Origin of the sequence: Methylobacterium sp. WL18 (assembly GCF_008040015.1) — a bacterium.
Lineage (GTDB): Bacteria > Pseudomonadota > Alphaproteobacteria > Rhizobiales > Beijerinckiaceae > Methylobacterium > Methylobacterium mesophilicum.
On record NZ_VRVD01000910.1, the window covers coordinates 1 to 1,449 of the forward strand.

At 68.2% G+C, this 1,449-nt stretch carries 2 protein-coding genes; one reads left to right on the forward strand and one right to left on the reverse strand.

Annotated elements, in window-relative coordinates; genetic code table 11:
- On the forward strand, positions 1-832 hold an 832-nt coding region (locus FV228_RS29600; protein WP_147857710.1), incomplete at its 5' end, for a porin family protein.
- Between the two features lie 118 nt (positions 833-950).
- On the opposite strand, the gene trxA is transcribed toward FV228_RS29600, so the two are convergent.
- The gene (trxA, locus tag FV228_RS29605; protein WP_007561219.1) at positions 951-1,274 is read right to left on the reverse strand and encodes a thioredoxin; all 324 of its coding nucleotides are present in this window, start codon (positions 1,272-1,274) and stop codon (positions 951-953) included.
- Positions 1,275-1,449: the final 175 nt, after the last annotated feature.

A 1,449-nucleotide genomic window follows, 5' to 3' on the forward strand; every position in this document is an offset into this window, starting at 1 on the left:
GCCGCGTCGCGCCGCGCCGCCGCCGGTGTTCACCCCCGTCCCGGTGTTCACCTGGACCGGCTTCTACTTCGGTATCAACGCCGGCTACGCGTTCGACGCCAGCAGCACCGACAGCAACCGCGGCTTCGTGCAGACTGCCGGCAGCCCGGCCGTTCTCGGTGCCGGCGGCCTCGTGCCGTACCGCGCCCTCGCGCCGCTCGGCTCGTCGCTGATCTACAACCAGAACAACCGCGAAGGCTTCTCCGGCGGTGGCCAGATCGGCTACAACTACCAGTTCACCCCGGGCTCGGGCGTCGTGATCGGCTTCGAGGCCGACGCGCAGTACCTCGATTTCGGTGGCCGTCCGCGCTACGCCACGAACGCCGCCGCCATCAACCCGGGCTTCATCCCGGTCAACGGCACCCTGAACACGCTGGACTTCTTCGGCACCGTGCGCGGCCGCCTCGGCTACGCCTTCGACAAGACCCTCGTGTACGCCACCGGCGGCTTCGCTTACGCCACGGGCGACCAGGGCACCCAGGGCGTCGCGTTCCAGAACTTCGCTGGCAGCCGCGACAACTTCAAGACCGGCTACACCGTCGGCGGCGGCGCCGAGTTCGCGCTCCCCACCGACTCGTTCCTGAACTTCTTCCGCTCGTCGGCGGTGACGTTCAAGGTCGAAGGCCTGTACGTGAGCCTGGACCGCAACCGCACCGGCCTGCCGCTGGTCGGCGCCTCCCTCAACACCGGCGCCGTCCTGCCGGTCTACGCCGTCACCGGCAACACCAGCCGCAACACGAACGACTTCGCCGTCGTCCGCGCCGGCCTGAACTACAAGTTCGGCTCGTACTAAGATCGAACGCTTGGTCCCGGGCGCGAAGCCCGGGACTTGAAAACGGGTCTCGAAACAGAGAAAGCCCGGCCTCGCGGCCGGGCTTTCTTTTTGGCGTCACATCGGACGCGTCAGGCGCTTACGCGACCTGCGCGCCGATCCAGCGGGAGAGGTCGCCCTTCGGGGCGGCGCCGACCTTCTGGTCGACCCGCTCGCCGTTCTTGAACAGCAGCAGCGTCGGGATCGAGCGGATGCCGTACTGGGCGGCGATCTGCGGGTTCTCGTCGACGTTGACCTTGGCGATCTTCACCTTGCCCTGGAGATCGGTGGCGATCTCTTCGAGCGCCGGGCCGATCTGGCGGCAGGGGCCGCACCATTCCGCCCAGAAATCGACCACGACGGGCTCGGCGGACTTGAGAACGTCCTGCTCGAAGCTCGCGTCGGTTACTTTGACCGTCGCCATAACGTCACCTTTCAGAACCGGCCGCCGATCGGGCGGCCTCGGACGGGCAGGGGCCCGCGCGGTTCGATCAGACTTGGCGACGGGCCGCCGCGCGGTCAAGCAGTCCACCCGCCGATGCATGGGGGCGTCTTCAGGGGCGCATTGCGATAGGCGCTGGCGCATGTCGGGTGGGGGA

Coding starts and splice junctions, on each gene's coding strand:
- trxA (WP_007561219.1), bottom strand. CDS start 1,274: ATGGCGACGGTCAAAGTAACCGACGCGAGCTTCGAGCAGGACGTTCTC.